This is a genomic window from Streptomyces sp. NPDC002144 (assembly GCF_053593695.1).
This window is the reverse complement of sequence record NZ_JBSFDB010000010.1, coordinates 123719-139153: the sequence shown is the minus strand read 5'-3', so window position 1 is coordinate 139153 and position 15435 is coordinate 123719. Positions and strand designations below refer to the sequence as shown.

Annotated in this window: 17 protein-coding genes; 10 read left to right on the top strand and 7 right to left on the bottom strand. The window is 69.2% G+C overall.

Translation table 11 applies throughout. The annotated features are described in order from the left end of the window. The first annotated feature begins 33 nt into the window (after positions 1–33). From dapF to ACWCQ1_RS17380, 4 genes are read left to right on the top strand one after another with little or no spacing between them, the layout of a single operon-like run. Positions 34–843 (top strand): diaminopimelate epimerase, encoded by an 810-nt coding sequence (dapF, locus tag ACWCQ1_RS17395; RefSeq protein ID WP_450863224.1) that lies wholly within the window; start codon positions 34–36, stop codon positions 841–843. Continuing rightward, complete coding sequence (locus tag ACWCQ1_RS17390) at positions 840–1931, top strand: D-alanine--D-alanine ligase family protein (protein WP_450863223.1); 1092 nt, start codon at positions 840–842, stop codon at positions 1929–1931. The genes dapF and ACWCQ1_RS17390 overlap by 4 nt, the downstream gene beginning before the upstream one ends. A gap of 12 nt (positions 1932–1943) precedes the next feature. Then, positions 1944–2492 (top strand): C39 family peptidase, encoded by a 549-nt coding sequence (locus ACWCQ1_RS17385; protein ID WP_450863221.1) that lies wholly within the window; start codon positions 1944–1946, stop codon positions 2490–2492. Beyond that, positions 2492–2872 carry a glutamate ligase domain-containing protein gene (locus tag ACWCQ1_RS17380; protein ID WP_450863219.1) on the top strand — a complete coding sequence of 127 codons (381 nt, stop codon included), beginning with the start codon at positions 2492–2494 and terminating at the stop codon, positions 2870–2872. Before ACWCQ1_RS17385 ends, ACWCQ1_RS17380 begins: the two co-directional genes overlap by 1 nt. A 17-nt stretch (positions 2873–2889) precedes the next feature. Here the strand turns inward: ACWCQ1_RS17380 and ACWCQ1_RS17375 are convergent, their stop codons facing one another. Both ACWCQ1_RS17375 and ychF read right to left on the bottom strand, forming a co-directional pair. Further along, positions 2890–4029, bottom strand: coding sequence for a hypothetical protein (locus ACWCQ1_RS17375; RefSeq protein WP_450863218.1), 1140 nt, complete (start codon positions 4027–4029; stop codon positions 2890–2892). 545 nt (positions 4030–4574) lie between these two features. Beyond that, entirely contained in the window at positions 4575–5663 is a 1089-nt protein-coding gene (ychF, locus tag ACWCQ1_RS17370) for a redox-regulated ATPase YchF (protein WP_358594301.1), read from the bottom strand. 168 nt (positions 5664–5831) lie between these two features. Here ychF and ACWCQ1_RS17365 point away from each other — a divergent pair, with 168 nt between their 5' ends. Further along, complete coding sequence (locus ACWCQ1_RS17365; protein WP_451026827.1) at positions 5832–6413, top strand: DUF6542 domain-containing protein; 582 nt, start codon at positions 5832–5834, stop codon at positions 6411–6413. On the opposite strand, the gene ppgK is transcribed toward ACWCQ1_RS17365, so the two are convergent. Both ppgK and ACWCQ1_RS17355 read right to left on the bottom strand, forming a co-directional pair. Then, entirely contained in the window at positions 6410–7156 is a 747-nt protein-coding gene (gene ppgK, locus ACWCQ1_RS17360; RefSeq protein WP_208783903.1) for a polyphosphate--glucose phosphotransferase, read from the bottom strand. The genes ACWCQ1_RS17365 and ppgK overlap by 4 nt on opposite strands. 29 nt (positions 7157–7185) lie before the next feature. After that, the gene (locus tag ACWCQ1_RS17355; protein WP_358594308.1) at positions 7186–8196 is read right to left on the bottom strand and encodes a 4-hydroxy-3-methylbut-2-enyl diphosphate reductase; all 1011 of its coding nucleotides are present in this window, start codon (positions 8194–8196) and stop codon (positions 7186–7188) included. 86 nt (positions 8197–8282) lie between these two features. Between ACWCQ1_RS17355 and xseA the strand changes: the two genes are divergently transcribed. The 3 genes from xseA to ACWCQ1_RS17340 all read left to right on the top strand — a co-directional run bounded on the left by xseA (position 8283) and on the right by ACWCQ1_RS17340 (position 10461). Beyond that, positions 8283–9491, top strand: coding sequence for an exodeoxyribonuclease VII large subunit (gene xseA, locus ACWCQ1_RS17350; RefSeq protein ID WP_451026826.1), 1209 nt, complete (start codon positions 8283–8285; stop codon positions 9489–9491). Positions 9492–9500: 9 nt separating this feature from the next. Then, positions 9501–9728, top strand: a complete 228-nt coding sequence (locus ACWCQ1_RS17345; protein WP_451026825.1) for an exodeoxyribonuclease VII small subunit — start codon at positions 9501–9503, stop codon at positions 9726–9728. Between the two features lie 142 nt (positions 9729–9870). Then, positions 9871–10461, top strand: coding sequence for a malonic semialdehyde reductase (locus tag ACWCQ1_RS17340; protein ID WP_356762172.1), 591 nt, complete (start codon positions 9871–9873; stop codon positions 10459–10461). Positions 10462–10527: 66 nt separating this feature from the next. Here ACWCQ1_RS17340 and ACWCQ1_RS17335 read toward each other — a convergent pair whose 3' ends face one another. Continuing rightward, positions 10528–11049 (bottom strand): DUF4245 domain-containing protein, encoded by a 522-nt coding sequence (locus tag ACWCQ1_RS17335; protein ID WP_451026824.1) that lies wholly within the window; start codon positions 11047–11049, stop codon positions 10528–10530. A gap of 127 nt (positions 11050–11176) precedes the next feature. On the opposite strand from ACWCQ1_RS17335, the gene glpX reads away from it, so the two are divergent. Then, positions 11177–12211: a class II fructose-bisphosphatase gene (gene glpX / locus ACWCQ1_RS17330; protein ID WP_133044417.1), complete on the top strand. Its 1035-nt coding sequence runs from the start codon at positions 11177–11179 to the stop codon at positions 12209–12211. A 75-nt stretch (positions 12212–12286) separates the two neighbouring features. Here the strand turns inward: glpX and ACWCQ1_RS17325 are convergent, their stop codons facing one another. Both ACWCQ1_RS17325 and ACWCQ1_RS17320 read right to left on the bottom strand, forming a co-directional pair. Next, positions 12287–12664 carry a WhiB family transcriptional regulator gene (locus ACWCQ1_RS17325; protein WP_133044416.1) on the bottom strand — a complete coding sequence of 126 codons (378 nt, stop codon included), beginning with the start codon at positions 12662–12664 and terminating at the stop codon, positions 12287–12289. A gap of 113 nt (positions 12665–12777) precedes the next feature. Then, complete coding sequence (locus ACWCQ1_RS17320; RefSeq protein WP_358594316.1) at positions 12778–13470, bottom strand: DUF1707 SHOCT-like domain-containing protein; 693 nt, start codon at positions 13468–13470, stop codon at positions 12778–12780. Between the two features lie 144 nt (positions 13471–13614). Between ACWCQ1_RS17320 and ACWCQ1_RS17315 the strand changes: the two genes are divergently transcribed. Then, positions 13615–15306 (top strand): fumarate hydratase, encoded by a 1692-nt coding sequence (locus tag ACWCQ1_RS17315; protein ID WP_358594319.1) that lies wholly within the window; start codon positions 13615–13617, stop codon positions 15304–15306. Positions 15307–15435 lie beyond the last annotated feature (129 nt).

Below are 15435 nucleotides of genomic sequence, written 5' to 3'. Positions count from 1 at the left end.
CCCCTTCACCCTCTCGACGCGAGGAGCTTTGGCATGCGCTTTCGCAAGATTCACGGAGCGGGCAACGACTTCGTACTCTTCACGGACCCCGGCCAGAAGGACGACACGGCCTGGGCCAAGACGGCGGAGCAACTGTGCGCCAGGCGTACCGGTGTGGGGGCGGATGGCCTGGTCGTCAGCCGTCCCGCTGAAGACGACCCCGCCATGCTCGAAGTCCAGTGCTTCAACGCGGACGGGTCGGTCGCCACGATGTGTGGCAACGCGCTGCGGTGCGCGGCCTGGGCAGCCCACCACGACGACGGCCTCGGGGCGACAAACGTCCGGAAGCTCCGCATGGCGGGCGTCGTGCACGAAGCCGTTATCGACACGGACTCCGTGTGGGTCACAGCCGAGGTCCGGGCGATCGAGCCCCGTCGCTTACAAACCGTCATCAACGGCCAGCCGACATGGTTCGACAGCGCGCACACCGGGACCGAACACGTCGTCGCCGTCGTGAACGACGTGGACGCGATCGACACAGAACTCGTAGGCCGGATCGTCCGGCACCACGAACGCGTCGCCCCCCTCGGCACGAACGTCAACTTCGTCCAGCACCTTGGCGGCCAGGCGCTGAAGATCCGCACGTACGAGCGCGGAGTCGAGGCAGAGACCCTCTCCTGCGGCAGTGGAGCTGTCGCCGCATTCGTCATCGCCACCATGCGCGGCCTCGTCGGCAAGCGCGAGGTCACGGTGCACAACAAGGCCGGTGAGCCTCTCACCGTCCGCCCGCACGAGCGCCATCCGAACCGGACCGCATGGGTTGGCGGGCCGGTCACCTACACCTTCGAAGGGGTACTCGCATGACCCTCTTTCTCGACTCCAGTTCGGACCAGCCGGTACACGTGGCCGCCGAAGCGCTCCGCGCGTGGGGGCGGAGCCGCAAGGGCCTCGGCGTCGCCCTCATCTACGGCCCCGTGTCCGCCGAGGACCGGCTCTACCACTCGAAGTGTCCCGTCGAACAGCGGTCTGTCACCGCCCTGGGCGAGGCCCTGGAAGAGATCGGCGCGAAGTGGAAGGTGCTGGACCCCACCGAGCCCGACTTCATTCAGGAGCTGTCCGGGTACGACGTAGCCCTCTCCAATCTCCACGGCCCGTACGGCGAGGATGGCCGGTTGCAGGGCCTGCTCGACTACCTGCGCGTGCCCTACTGCGGCAGCGGGGTGCAGGCATCCGCGGTGGCCGCAGACAAGATCCTCTGCAAGCGGGTGATGCTGACCCTCGGCGTCCCGACGCCCGGCTGGCGTGTCTGGTCCGGCGGCCCGACGAACTGGGGCGGGCAGACCGTCATGGTGAAGCCGCCCTTCGGCGGGTCCAGCGTCGGCATGAGTCTCGTCCGTGAGGCGGAGGAGCTACCCCGCGCCCTCGCGGACGCTGCCGGCGCAGAGGGTGACGAGGTACTGATCGAGGACTACGTGATCGGCACTCCGGTGACCGTAGGACTGCTGGAGCTGCCGGGCGGGTCCGTCGTCGTCTTCCCGCCGCTGACCACCGAGGCGACCGAAGCCGAGTTCTACGACGCCGACACCAAACTGGACATGGACTCCAAGGGGACGGTGACCGTCCGCGTCGCCGAGCTGGAGCCCGTCACCCTGGACAGGATCAGCAGGGACGCGCGGACGCTGTGGGACGGGATGGGGCTGCGCGGCTCCGCCCGCATCGACTTCATCGTCACGGAGGACGGCGACGCCTTCGTGCTGGAGGTCAACACCACGCCGGGCATGTCCCGTGACAGCAACTTCGCGGTCGGGGCGGCGATGGTCGGGCTCACGCACACGGATGTCGTGCTGGCGATGCTTCATGAGGCCCTGGCCCGGCCGCCGTACGATGTCCCCCTGCCCACTCCCGTGTTCTCCAGCACCACGCCGACGCGGGAGGCTGCCGTCTCGCCGTAGGAGCCTGCCGCTGTGCCGCGCGTCCACGATGTCCCCCTGTGTCGACAGCTCATCGAACCCGCCGAGTGGGATCTACACGGCGGCTGGGCACTGGGAGACAGGATCGAATGGTCCAACCGGGCGTGCGGCCTGGCGTCGCTGAGGGCGATCGTGCTCGCCTACGGGCGCGAGGCGCCCACGGTGACGGAACTCCTGAAGCTCGCGGTCAAGCACGAGGTTCTGACCCCGCGTGGAGCCCTTCACGCGGGGATCGCGAGCCTGGCAGCCGACCTCGGAGTGCCAGCGACCGCAGAGCCGGTACCGGCCGACGAACTGCTCGGCCGCCTCGACGATGCCCCACTCATCGCCTCCGTGACCGAGCAGTTTCCCGACGATGGGCGCAAGGGCGGACACCTCGTCATCCTTCACGGCTACGAGGACGGCCCGGACCCGACGATCCTCTTCCGAGACCCGTCGAGATGGGGCCAGACGCACGATCGCGTCCCCCTCAGCCGCCTGTCCTGCTCGTACACGGGCCGCGCAATCACCTTCGAACCCCTGAAGACCAACGGAGACTCTTGATGCCCGAGGCAGACGGCGACACGGCCGAGACGACTGCCGGCCGGACGATCGCTGTACTCGGCGAGATGCTGGAGCTAGGCGACGAGGCGGTAGACGCCCACCGCGAGATCGGACGCTTCGCGGCCGAAGTCGGCGTCGATCTCGTCGTGGCGGTCGGTGGAGACCTCGCCAAGCAGCTCGCCCTCGCAGCGGGCGACGCAGGCGTACCCGACATTGCGATCGTGGGCGACAACAAGACCGCTGCCGCCTATCTCCACACCGTCGTGAAGCCAGGCGACACGGTCCTGGTCAAGGCTTCACGCGGCGGGCAGCTCTGGCAGATCGCCCAGTCACTCTCTGGCCAGCCCGTCACGAACCTGTCCGGCCAGCCTGCCGACTGATGGCGCGCGGTGACCCGCTAACTCGCCAGACCGAACGCCGAGTCGGCGCTCTCCTCCTTGACCGCCGGGGCAGCGTCGACAGGCTGCAAGGGCGTGGGGTCGGAAGGGGCAGGCTGTTCGACCCCCGCCTCGTCCTGGGCCTCGACGACGGTCGTTAGATCCTCGCTCGTCACCTCGGACGCGGCTTCGCCTTTGGCCTCAACCTGGGTGGCGTCCACGACGGTATCGACGATCTCACCGATGGCGGCCTGGGAGACCTCTTGCGGGTTCTCCACGACGACCGGTGCCGGGTCGGCGATCACCTCGTTCGTGGTCGGGTCCGTGAGCGTCACCTCGACCATGCACGGAGGTGCTTCCGAGGACTCCTCGATCGGGGCCACCACGTCGGCCGTGACGGTGACCGACTCGGACACCTGGGCAGTAGCCGTGACCTGAAGGGCTTCCACGTCCGCGTCACGGTCCATGTCGAGCGCGTAGACCGTGAACTGAGGTTCCGTGCCGGGCAGGCTGATGTCCGCCATGAAGGTACGGAAGGGCACGAGGCCGTCCGGCAGGCTCTTGACGGCATCCTCGATCGGGTCGGGAACAACCTGCTTCACAGCGCCCTTGATGCTGTCCTTGATGCCGCTCTTGGCCTTCTTCTTCGGCTTGCTCGCCTTCTTCCTCGTCGTGCCGGCGGAGCCACTCTTGCCCGGCGCGGCCTTGCTGCCCCTGACGGCCGGGGCCGCGCCCTTGGCTCGCCCGTCCTGGGCGACGACCTTCTTGTCCAGGCTCGCAGCGGCGATGTAGCTGTCGGCGTCGGGGGCTTCAACTCCGTCGCTCGCGGCGGTGAAATCGGCGTCTTCGGCGGGCGTGAGGTGTCGGTACACCTCGCCGTCGACAAGGACGTACGCGCCGTCGTCGTCGCCGTCGTCCTCGTCCCCCGGCCTGAAGCCGTAGGCGAGTTCGTGAGCCTCTTCCTGCGTCATACCTCGGCTCAGGGCTTGGCGGACGATGGCTTCCCGCTGCTCGGGGGTGAACTCCACCCCGGAGATGCCTCCGTGCCCGTCGAAGAAGGTCGGGATGTAGCCGTCGCTCTCGGCGGGCCGTGTGGAGCCGTTTCCGGCGTTGCGGGCGGCTGCCTCGCCTCCTTGGCTCTGCGAGTCCTCTGCGGCCACGTCAGGGACGCTATGGCCCGGCCTCTGCCCCCTGTTGCCCGGCGTCTCGTCGTCGGCCACGTCGACTGTCGCCAGGGTTCCGGCGTAGACGATTCCGGCCGCAGCCATGCCCCAGCTCAGCATGGCGAGCCTGCGTTGCGGCTCACCCTTGGCAGGGATGGCCAGGATTCGAGAGACGGGTTTGCGATGGCGCATGGCGGTGCGGCCCCCCATAAGTGGAATCTGAGAGTCCACCGATTAGAACATGGGAACGCGCGTTCGACCGAAGGGGGTATGTCTCGATAAAAGATCATCATCCTCGGGGGGCATTCAGCTCATACCGGCGGATGACGCGAGCCCACCCCTGGGCCCCCTCTACCCCCCGGTAGCCACTCGTCCAAAGTCAGCACCAAGTCAGCACGGAAGGGGTTCCGAGGGGTGATGGGAGGTGCTTCCAGGTCAGCACCAAGTCAGCACGGGAACGAAAAGGGGGCCCACCCCCGAAGGGATGGACCCCATCTGACCTGCATGTTTGCAAGATCAGGAGTGCCGTGCTATGTGACCTGCTACACGTTGAAGCGGAACTCCACCACGTCCCCGTCCTGCATCACGTAGTCCTTGCCCTCCATCCGCGCCTTCCCCTTCGCGCGGGCCTCGGTGACCGAGCCGGTCTCCACCAGGTCGTCGAAGGAGATGACCTCCGCCTTGATGAAGCCCTTCTGGAAGTCGGTGTGGATGACGCCGGCGGCCTCGGGGGCGGTGGCGCCCTTCTTGATGGTCCAGGCGCGGGATTCCTTCGGGCCGGCCGTGAGGTAGGTCTGCAGGCCGAGAGTGTCGAAGCCGACGCGGGCCAGGGTCGCGAGGCCGGGCTCGTCCTGGCCGACGGACTGGAGCAGCTCCAGCGCCTCCTCCTCGTCGAGCTCGGCGAGGTCCGCCTCCAGCTTGGCGTTGAGGAAGATCGCCTCGGCGGGGGCGACCAGGGCGCGCTGCTCGTTCTTGAAGTCCTCGTCGACCAGTTCGTCCTCGTCGACGTTGAAGACGTACAGGAAGGGCTTGGTCGTCAGCAGGTGCAGGTCGTGGAGCGGCTCGGCGCGCTCGCTGCCCTGGACGATGCCGTGCGCGAAGAGCGTGTCGCCCTTCTCCAGGATCTCCTTGGCCTCCTCGACGGCCTTCACCTTCGGCGCGACGTCCTTCTTGATCCGCGACTCCTTCTGCAGGCGCGGCAGGACCTTCTCGATGGTCTGGAGGTCGGCGAGGATCAGCTCGGTGTTGATCGTCTCGATGTCGTCCTTCGGCGAGACCTTGCCGTCGACGTGGACGACGTTCTCGTCCTTGAAGGCGCGGATGACCTGGCAGATCGCGTCGGACTCACGGATGTTCGCGAGGAACTTGTTGCCCAGGCCCTCGCCCTCGGAGGCGCCGCGCACGATGCCCGCGATGTCGACGAAGTCGACGGTCGCCGGCAGGACGCGCTGGGAGGAGAAGATTTCGGCCAGTTTGGTGAGCCGCGCGTCGGGGACGCCGACCACGCCCACGTTCGGCTCGATCGTGGCGAACGGGTAGTTGGCCGCGAGCACGTCGTTCTTGGTCAGGGCGTTGAACAGGGTCGACTTGCCGACATTCGGCAGACCGACGATTCCGATCGTGAGCGACACGTTGCGACTTCCCGTACGTGAGAGGAGGGGACTGGAGGGGCTGGGCCGATCCCCCAGTCTACGGCGTGCCCGACCCCCCTCCGGCTACCGATCGAACGCATGGCCAAGCTCTGCCCTCCGGCGTGTCCGAGACGCGATTCGGCACATAAACCGACCTAGGTTGGTGGTGTGGAGCAACACAGGACGCGACCCCCGCACGACCGAACGCGACGCGGCACGCCCCCGCTGCCCCCACAGGCGGCGCACGGCGGGGCCGCCGAGGCCGGCGCCCGTCCCGCGCAGCAACGTCCGGCCGCCCGTCCGGCGTCGCGGCAGCCGGGTCCGCCGCCGGCCGAGGCGGTGCGACGGCTGCCGAACCCGCGGCTGACCGGGCTGGGCGGCGGTCTGTTCAGCGGGACGGCGATGCTCGTGCTGGGCTGCCTGGACGCGTTGCTCTTCGGGTCCTCGACCGCCTTCTACGGCGTGCTGTTCCTGCCGGTGTGCCTGCTGACGGCGGTCTGGGTGCGCAGGAACGACCTGGTGAGCGCCCCCGTCGTCGTACCGATCGCCTTCGCGGTGGGCCTGCTGCCGATCGCCGACGACGGTGGCGGCGGGCTGCTGGGGCGCCTGATGGGCCTGGTGACGGCGCTCGCCACGCAGGCCTTGTGGCTGTACGGGGGGACGCTGGTCGCGGGAGCGATCGTCACCGTGCGCAAGATCGCCCTGCGGCGCCGACGGGCGCTCCGGTATCGGAACGACCCGTTCCGTTAGCCGTCCGTCGCCGCGTGCATCGCCGCGCCCACGATGCCGGCGTTGTTCTGCAGCTGCGCCGGGACGATCTCCGCCGCGATGCCCTCGATGTGGGGCAGGAACTTGTTCGCCTTGCGGCTGACGCCGCCGCCGATGATGAACAGGTCGGGCGAGAAGAGCATCTCGACATGGGCGAGGTACTTCTGGACGCGGTGCGCCCAGTGCTCCCAGGAGAGCTCCTCGTCGTCCTTGGCCTTGCTGGAGGCGCGCTTCTCCGCGTCGTGGCCGTGCAGCTCGAGGTGGCCGAGCTCGCTGTTGGGGACGAGGATCCCGTCGACGAACAGGGCGCTGCCGATGCCGGTGCCGAAGGTCAGCAGGATGACCACGCCCTTGCGGTCCTTGCCGGCGCCGAAGTGCATCTCGGCGACGCCCGCCGCGTCCGCGTCGTTGACCACCGTCACCGGGAGGCCGCCGAGGCGCTCGCTGAACAACGCGCGCGCGTCCGTGTCGACCCAGCTCTTGTCGACGTTCGCGGCCGTACGGATGTGGGAGCCGTCCGTGACCACGCCCGGGAAGGTCAGGCCGACCGGGCCGGTCCAGCCGAACTGGTCGACGACCAGCTTGACCCCGTCGGCCACGCTGTCGGGTGTCGAAGGGTGCGGGGTGAGCACCTTGAACCGCTCCTGGGCCAGGTCGCCCCTGTCGAGATCAACAGGGGCGCCCTTGATCCCGGATCCGCCGATGTCAACGCCGAAGATCTGCATGGCCCTACGTTACGACGGACGACTGGCGGTCACTCGGCCGAGGTTCCGGTGCGCTCGGCGATCAGTGCCGCCGCCTCCTCGCGGAGGTCACGGCGGAGTTCCTTGGGCAGCGAGAAGGTGATGGACTCCTCGGCCGCCTTGACGATCTCCACGTCCTCGAAGCCGCGCTGCGACAGCCACTGAAGGACCTGCTCGACCAGGACCTCGGGGACGGAGGCGCCGGAGGTCACGCCGACCGTGGAGACGCCCTCCAGCCAGGCCTCGTCGATCTCGTCGGCGAAGTCCACCAGGTAGGCCTCGCGGGCGCCGGCCAGCTTGGCCACCTCGACAAGGCGCTTGGAGTTGGAGGAGTTGCGGGAGCCGACCACGATGACCAGGTCCGCCTCGGCGCCCATCTGCTTCACCGCGAGCTGGCGGTTCTGGGTGGCGTAGCAGATGTCGTCGCTGGGCGGGGAGATCAGCTGCGGGAACTTCTCCTTTAGGGCGTCGACGGTCTCCATGGTCTCGTCGACGGAGAGGGTGGTCTGGGAGAGCCACACGACCTTGGACGGGTCGCGGACCTCGACCCCGGCGACGTCGCCGGGGCCGTCGACCAGCGTGATGTGGTCGGGGGCCTCGCCGGAGGTGCCGATGACCTCCTCGTGGCCCTCGTGCCCGATCAGGAGGATGTCGTAGTCCTCCTTGGCGAAGCGGACGGCTTCCTTGTGGACCTTGGTGACCAGGGGGCAGGTCGCGTCGATGGTGGCCAGCCTGCCGCGCTCGGCCTCCTCGTGGACGACGGGGGCCACGCCGTGCGCGGAGAACATCACGATGTTCCCCTCAGGGACCTCCTCCGTGCGCTCGACGAAGATCGCGCCCTTCTTCTCCAGGGTCTGCACGACGTACTTGTTGTGCACGATCTCGTGCCGGACATAGATCGGAGCCCCGTACTGCTCCAGGGCTTTCTCGACGGCGATCACGGCGCGGTCCACACCCGCGCAGTAGCCCCGGGGGGCGGCGAGCAGGACACGGCGGCCAGGCGAAGCGGTCATGCGACCCATCGTAAGGCCGCGCCCGGGAGGCCGAAGATCATGTCCGGTCGGCGCAGCCGGCCCGGGGTGTCGGTTGCGGCCGTTACCCTCGCGGCATGGCTCTCAACACGTCCGCGGAGACTCCCCTGCCCGTCGGTGAGGTGTCGCGGCTCATCGGCGGGTGGATCGACCGGCTGGGGGCTGTCTGGGTCGAGGGGCAGATCACGCAGTTGTCGCGGCGGCCCGGCGCCGGGGTGGTGTTCCTGACGCTGCGCGACCCCTCGTACGACATCTCGATCGGGGTCACCTGCTATCGGCAGACCTTCGACGCGGTGGCCGACATCGTGAGCGAGGGCGCGCGGGTCGTCGTGTACGCCAAGCCCGAGTGGTACGCACCCCGCGGCCAGCTCTCGCTGCGCGCCGCCGAGATAAGGCCCGTCGGGGTCGGTGAACTGCTCGCGCGGCTGGAGCAGTTGAAGAAGACGCTGGCCGCCGAGGGCCTGTTCGCGGCGGAGCGGAAGAAGCCGTTGCCGTTTCTGCCGCAGCTCATCGGGCTGGTGTGCGGACGGGCCTCCGCGGCCGAGCGGGACGTGCTGGAGAACGCCCGGCACCGCTGGCCCGCCGTCCGCTTCGAGGTGCGCAACGTCGCCGTCCAGGGCGTGCACGCCGTCCCGCAGGTCGTACAGGCCGTGAAGGAGCTCGACGAGCTGGGCGACGTGGACGTGATCATCGTCGCGCGCGGCGGCGGCAGCGTGGATGATCTGCTGCCCTTCTCGGACGAGCAGCTGGTGCGCGCGGTCGCCGAGTGCCGTACGCCGGTGGTGTCGGCCATCGGTCACGAGCCGGACAACCCCCTTCTCGACCACGTGGCCGACCTGCGGGCCTCCACACCGACCGACGCGGCCAAGAAGGTCGTACCGGACGTCGGGGAGGAGTACGAGCGGGTGCGGCAGCTGCGGGACCGGGCGCGGCGGTGCGTGGAGGCCTTCGTCGAGCGGGAGGAGCGGGGGCTAGCGCACGCCCTCGCCCGGCCCTCGATAGAGGATCCGCACCGGATGATCGACGAGCGGGCCGACCATGTGGCCTCGCTGGTCGAGCGGTCCCGGCGGACCCTCGGTCATCTCCTCGACCGCGCCGACTCCGAGCTGACGCACACGCACGCGCGCGTGGTGGCCCTCTCCCCCGCCGCCACCTTGAAGCGCGGTTACGCCGTGCTGCAGAAGGCCGACGGGCACGTGGTGCGGGACCCGGCCGAGGTGGCGGCCGAGGAGCCGCTGCGGGCGCGGGTCTCCGAGGGTGAGTTCTCCGTACGAGTCGATGTCTAGGGTGGGCGGATGAGCAGCAAGGTGGCGGAAGAGGCGCTCGGGTACGAGCAGGCCCGGGACGAGCTGATCGAGGTCGTACGACGGCTGGAGGCCGGCGGTACGACGCTGGAGGAGTCCCTGGCGCTGTGGGAGCGGGGCGAGGAGCTGGCCAAGGTCTGCCGGCGCTGGCTGGACGGGGCGCGGGCCCGGCTGGACGCGGCGCTGGCGGAGGAGGCCGGGGACGAGGAAGGCGAGTAGCCGTACACGGGTTCGTGTGAGGCGGATCACCGCGGCCCGTTTTTTGTTGAAGCTTGAATTTCCTTGGCGTACCTTCGTCACGTCAGCATATCCGGACCGCGGTCCGGTACGGAGCCCGACGCCACCCCGAGGAAGATCCCCCATGTCTCTCGTTCTTGACCCCGCCGCCCAGGACCTGCTGTTCCGCGAGGCCCGCACCGCGAACACCTTCACCGACGAGCCGGTCACCGAAGAGCAGGTGCAGGCGATCTACGACCTGGTCAAGTACGGCCCGACGTCCATGAACCAGTCGCCGCTGCGCGTCACGCTGGTCCGCTCCGCCGAGGCCCGTGAGCGTCTGGTGAAGCACCTGGCCGAGGGCAACCAGAAGAAGACCGCCGCCGCCCCGCTGGTCGCGATCCTCTCCGCGGACAACGAGTTCCACGAGGAGCTGCCGCACCTCTTCCCGCACTTCCCGCAGGCCAAGGACATGTTCGCGGGCAGCCGCGAGGCCCGTGAGAAGAACGCCGGCCTGAACGCGGCCCTGCAGGCCGCCTACTTCATCATCGGCGTGCGCGCCGCCGGCCTCGCCGCGGGCCCGATGACCGGCGCCGACCTCGCGGGCATCCAGAAGGAGTTCCTGGACGACGACCACACCCCGCTGATGGTCGTCAACATCGGCAAGCCGGGCGAGGACGCCTGGTTCCCGCGCTCCCCGCGCCTGGAGTACGAGCAGGTCGTCACCACGGTCTGAGCGGGTTCCGTACGACGAGAGGCCCCCGGCGGTGTCGCCGGGGGCCTCTCGCGCGCTCTTACGCGGTCACGACGTCTTCAGCGCCTGAGCCATCTCGGTCAGCTGCTGGAAGGAGCCGGTGCCCGCGACCACGGTCGTCGAGCCCTTGGCGGGCAGCACGAGGGCGTCGTAGCGGCCGCCGGTGTAGCGCGTCCAGGTCCGGCCGTCGATCCGCTGAGTGTTCTTGGTGGCCGTCGCGCCCTGGGTGGCCTGGTCGATGAACTCCGACGGCTTCTGAGTGGACTGCTCGATCTGCACGTACTGACCGTCGGGGGCGTGGAAGCCCAGGTGCCACGCGTCGAAGTTCGCGCCGTCGAAGCGGATCGAGGTCGCTTTCCAGGCCGTCGGCAGGCCCTCGGGGGCGGCCACGGGGTAGGCCGCGGAACGGCGCGCCGTGAGGAGCTCGACGCGGTAGTCCACCCGGGGGATGTCGGGAGCGGAGTCGTCGTGCGGGATGAACACGTAGATGAGCGCCGCCGCGATCCCGATCAGGCCCAGGGAGAGGACCATGTCCCGGACCGTTTTCTGCTTGCCGTTCGAACCTGCCACGCCCCCTATCGTCGCAGGTGCCCGGTCCGCTCATCCGTGGGGTCCCCTGCTCATTTTGTCGGACTGACGATAGAGTCGAGGGTCGAACCCTCATCCGGCCGTCGTCGTATCAGAAAGGTGCGCCTCGATGACCGAGCATCATCACCTGCCGTCCGAGCTCGAAGTCCCCAGCGAAGCCCCCGACCGCAACCTCGCCCTGGAACTCGTCCGGGTGACCGAAGCCGCCGCGATGGCCGCCGGCCGCTGGGTCGGGCGGGGCGACAAGAACGGCGCCGACGGTGCCGCGGTGCGCGCCATGCGGACCCTCGTCCACACGGTGTCGATGAACGGCATCGTGGTCATCGGCGAGGGCGAGAAGGACGAGGCGCCGATGCTCTTCAACGGAGAGCGTGTCGGAGACGGCACGGGGCCGGAGTGCGACATCGCCGTCGACCCGATCGACGGCACGACCCTGACGGCCAAGGGCATGCCGAACGCGATCGCCGTGCTGGCGGCCGCCGACCGCGGGTCGATGTTCGACCCGTCGGCCGTGTTCTACATGGACAAGCTGGTCACCGGGCCCGAGGCGGCGGACTTCGTCGACATCGACGCGCCGGTGTCCGTGAACATCCGGCGGGTGGCCAAGGCCAAGCGGTCGACGCCGGAGGACGTGACGGTGGTGATCCTGGACCGGCCGCGGCACGAGGGGATCATCAAGGAGATCCGGGAGGCGGGCGCGCGGATCAAGCTGATCTCCGACGGTGACGTCGCCGGGTCGATCTACGCGCTGCGCGAGGGCACCGGCGTCGACATGCTGCTCGGCATCGGCGGTACGCCGGAGGGGATCATCTCCGCCTGCGCGGTGAAGTGCCTGGGCGGGACCATCCAGGGCAAGCTGTGGCCGAAGGACGACGCGGAGCGGCAGCGGGCGCTCGACGCCGGGCACGATCTGGACCGGGTGCTGATGACCGACGACCTGGTGTCCGGGGAGAACGTGTTCTTCGTCGCGACCGGCATCACCGACGGCGAGCTGCTGCGCGGCGTGCGCTACCGCTCGGAGACCGCGACGACCGACTCGATCGTGATGCGCTCGAAGTCGGGCACGGTCCGGCGGATCGCCTCCGACCACCGGCTGAGCAAGCTGCGGGCCTACAGCGCGATCGACTTCGACCGGGCCAAGTAGCGGCGGCGGCCGGCGCATGAACAAGGGGGCGCCCCCTGGTGCGGAGGGGGCGCCCGGCTCACGTACGTCTCGCCGCTAGCCCGCCTGCGCTATGCGTCCCTGGGCCCGCGCGGCCTTCTTCAGCTCCATCTCGCGGCGTCGGCGGCGGGCCAGGACCACACGGCGTTCCGCGGCGGTCAGGCCGCCCCAGACGCCGTAGGGCTCGGGCTGCAGCAGGGCGTGTTCACGGCACTCGACCATGACCGGGCAGCGGGCGCAGACCCGCTTGGCCGCCTCCTCGCGGGAGAGCCGGGCGGCGGTGGGTTCCTTGGAAGGGGCGAAGAACAGGCCGGCCTCGTCGCGCCGACACACCGCCTCGGTGTGCCATGGAGCGTCTTGGTCCCTGTCCCGCACTGGCCCCCGCTGGGCCGGTACGGCAGCTACCTGCAGGGACGTATGCGGCGGTTGCAGCACGGTCTACTCCTGACGACGGCTTCGCGAGCGAGAGACGATGCAGCAAGCCCTACCCGCTGTGCGCGCGCCTATGCACTGAGTTCCGAACCGCTGGAATCCACGATTCACACTTGTCAACGGCCCAGGTGTTTGCGCAAACTCCGGTCGACCTTGTGCTGAACGCGATCGAGGATGTCGGCGACGAGCTTGCCCCGCTTGGGCCGCGCCTCCACGTTGCCCAGCACGGCCCAGCCGTCGACGTAGACGACGGGGGCGTCCGGGTCGGACGAATCCAGCGGAGCCACCTCGAAGTTGCCGAGCACACCGCCGCCGGTGCCGCGCAGCGACACGTTCTCCGGGACGCGGACCTCGATGTTGCCGAAGACCGAGACCGCCTTGACCACGACCTGCTGGTACTCGAAGAGGGCCTCGCTGAGGTCTATCTCCACGCTTCCGAAGATCGCGTACGCGTGGATACGGCGGCCGGCCCGCCAGCGGCCCTTGCGCATGGCGCTGCTGAACACCGCCACAACGTTGTCGTCCGGGTCCACCGGGATCGCGCCCACGGTCGGGCGGCTCGGGGCCGCGGCGAAGGCGGGGGCCGCTCGATGGCGGTGGGCGGCCGGCAGGTCCCGGATGAAGACCTCCAGCTCGCCGACCGTCTTGGCGGCGAGCACGCCCTCCACCCGCTCGGCGTGCTCGTCGGCGGTCAGGCGGCCCTCGGCGAGGGCCTCGCGCAGGATGTCGGCGATACGGTCCCGGTCGGCGTCCGAGGCACGCAGCTCCGGCGCCGCGGGGGCGGGTTCGGTGTGCTTCTGAAGGTCCACGGCAGCAGCGTACCCAAACACGATAGATCGCGACACCCCCGACTGAGCCTTACCTCACAGGCTTCCGGCCTTGGACAGGTTCTAGGCTGGTGAGGCCCGCCAACGTCGGCGGGTCGTCGTCTGTCGAGTGAGGAATGGCCCGCGATGCCGCCTAGTTCCCCCCCGCCCAACCCTGCGTTCGCGTACACCGATCTGCTCCCCATGGGAGAGGACACCACCCCCTACCGGCTGGTGACCTCCGAGGGTGTCTCCACCTTCGAGGCCGACGGGCGGACGTTCCTCAAGGTGGAGCCGGAGGCGCTGCGCAAGCTCGCCGAGGAGGCCATCCACGACATCCAGCACTACCTGCGGCCCGCCCACCTCGCCCAGCTCCGCCGCATCATCGACGACCCCGAGGCGTCCGCCAACGACAAGTTCGTCGCGCTGGACCTGCTGAAGAACGCCAACATCGCGGCCGCGGGCGTGCTGCCGATGTGCCAGGACACCGGCACGGCGATCGTCATGGGCAAGCGCGGGCAGAACGTCCTCACCCGGGGCGGCGACGAGGAGGCCCTGAGCCGGGGCATCTACGACGCCTACACCCGGCTGAACCTGCGCTACTCGCAGATGGCCCCGCTGACCATGTGGGACGAGAAGAACACAGGCTCCAACCTCCCGGCCCAGATCGAGCTGTACGCGACCGACGGCGGCGCCTACAAGTTCCTGTTCATGGCGAAGGGCGGCGGCTCCGCCAACAAGTCGTTCCTGTACCAGGAGACCAAGGCCGTCCTGAACGAGGCCTCCATGATGAAGTTCCTGGAGGAGAAGATCCGTTCGCTGGGCACGGCCGCCTGTCCGCCGTACCACCTGGCGATCGTCGTCGGCGGTACGTCCGCCGAGTACGCGCTGAAGACCGCCAAGTACGCCTCCGCGCACTACCTGGACGAGATCCCGGCCGAGGGCTCCGAGCTCGGGCACGGCTTCCGGGACAAGGAGCTGGAGCAGAAGGTCTTCGAGCTGACGCAGAAGATCGGCATCGGCGCGCAGTTCGGCGGCAAGTACTTCTGCCACGACGTACGGGTCGTCCGGCTGCCGCGGCACGGCGCTTCCTGCCCGGTCGCCATCGCCGTCTCCTGCTCGGCCGACCGCCAGGCGCTCGCCAAGATCACGCCCGAGGGCGTCTTCCTGGAGCAGCTGGAGACGGACCCGGCGCGCTTCCTGCCGGAGACGACCGACGAGCACCTCGACGAGTCCTCGGACGTCGTGAGGATCGACCTCAACCAGCCGATGGAGTCGATCCTCGCCGAACTCACCAAGTACCCGGTGAAGACCCGCCTCTCGCTCACCGGTCCGCTGGTCGTGGCCCGTGACATCGCGCACGCCAAGATCAAGGAACGCCTCGACGCCGGCGAGGAGATGCCGCAGTACCTGAAGGACCACCCGGTGTACTACGCGGGCCCGGCGAAGACCCCGGAGGGCTACGCCTCCGGTTCCTTCGGCCCGACGACCGCCGGCCGCATGGACTCCTACGTCGAGCAGTTCCAGGCCGCGGGCGGCTCCAAGGTGATGCTCGCCAAGGGCAACCGCAGCAAGCAGGTCACGGACGCGTGCGGCACCCACGGCGGCTTCTACCTCGGCTCCATCGGCGGCCCGGCCGCCCGCCTCGCCCAGGACTGCATCAAGAAGGTCGAGGTCGTCGAGTACGAGGAGCTCGGCATGGAAGCGGTCTGGAAGATCGAGGTCGAGGACTTCCCGGCGTTCATCGTGGTGGACGACAAGGGCAACGACTTCTTCCAGGATCCTGCTCCGGCGCCGACATTCACCACGATCCCGGTGCGGGGTCCCGGGCTCGCGTAGTGCCTCTGGTGCGGCAGGGGATGGATTTCGCCCCCGCCGCCCCTACCCGGCCCATCCCCAGGGGCTGCCGCCCCTTCGACCCCGCCCAGGGGGCTCCGCCCCCTGACCCCCGTTCGGCCCGAAGGGCCT

Bases quoted from the DNA above. Each gene is read 5' to 3' on its own strand.
- ppgK (WP_208783903.1), bottom strand. From the start codon at position 7,156: ATGCAGATCTTCGGCGTTGACATCGGCGGATCCGGGATCAAGGGCGCC.
- ACWCQ1_RS17355 (WP_358594308.1), bottom strand. From the start codon at position 8,196: ATGGGTCGCATGACCGCTTCGCCTGGCCGCCGTGTCCTGCTCGCCGCC.
- ACWCQ1_RS17380 (WP_450863219.1), top strand. From the start codon at position 2,492: ATGCCCGAGGCAGACGGCGACACGGCCGAGACGACTGCCGGCCGGACG.
- glpX (WP_133044417.1), top strand. From the start codon at position 11,177: ATGACCGAGCATCATCACCTGCCGTCCGAGCTCGAAGTCCCCAGCGAA.
- xseA (WP_451026826.1), top strand. From the start codon at position 8,283: ATGGCTCTCAACACGTCCGCGGAGACTCCCCTGCCCGTCGGTGAGGTG.
- ACWCQ1_RS17340 (WP_356762172.1), top strand. From the start codon at position 9,871: ATGTCTCTCGTTCTTGACCCCGCCGCCCAGGACCTGCTGTTCCGCGAG.
- ACWCQ1_RS17315 (WP_358594319.1), top strand. From the start codon at position 13,615: ATGCCGCCTAGTTCCCCCCCGCCCAACCCTGCGTTCGCGTACACCGAT.
- ACWCQ1_RS17345 (WP_451026825.1), top strand. From the start codon at position 9,501: ATGAGCAGCAAGGTGGCGGAAGAGGCGCTCGGGTACGAGCAGGCCCGG.
- ACWCQ1_RS17390 (WP_450863223.1), top strand. From the start codon at position 840: ATGACCCTCTTTCTCGACTCCAGTTCGGACCAGCCGGTACACGTGGCC.
- dapF (WP_450863224.1), top strand. From the start codon at position 34: ATGCGCTTTCGCAAGATTCACGGAGCGGGCAACGACTTCGTACTCTTC.